Source organism: Methanohalophilus sp. WG1-DM, from assembly GCF_004104135.1.
GTDB lineage: Archaea > Halobacteriota > Methanosarcinia > Methanosarcinales > Methanosarcinaceae > Methanohalophilus > Methanohalophilus euhalobius.
In genome coordinates this window covers 1-393 of the sequence record NZ_RRBA01000052.1, presented here as the reverse complement: position 1 = coordinate 393, position 393 = coordinate 1, and the positions used below count along the sequence as shown (strand labels likewise).

1 pseudogene is annotated in these 393 nt (G+C 37.4%); it reads left to right on the top strand.

Annotated elements, in window-relative coordinates:
- Nucleotides 1–393: pseudogene (locus CI957_RS10425) on the top strand (ISH3 family transposase); the annotation flags it as partial.

The window sequence follows — 393 nt, the reverse complement described above, 5'->3', positions numbered from 1 at the left end:
GAACGCCGCCATATGTCATTTCCACCATCCAATTCAAGGACATGTGAGAAGGTTGAATTAAGACCAAAACAGTGTATTGATGCTGCTCTTAAACCACTTCTAGAAAATATCGACATCAGGATAAACGGTTCACTTAGCTCTAAAGATCTATTTTACACTGCCATGTGTATGGCAGTGGATAAGAGTTCGGTTCATTCTGCGTCAAAACACTATCAAGAGATTCCATGTGAGACATCTTTGAGATATCATCTCAGGAAACTAAGTCTTGAAGAACTTATCCAGGCAAATGAGAATATTCTTCTTCACAGTTCTGTCGGTACTCTGAAACCAGAAAAAAAGTATGAGTTTGCTATCGATTTTACAAATGATCCATATTATGGAAAAGTTGATTCA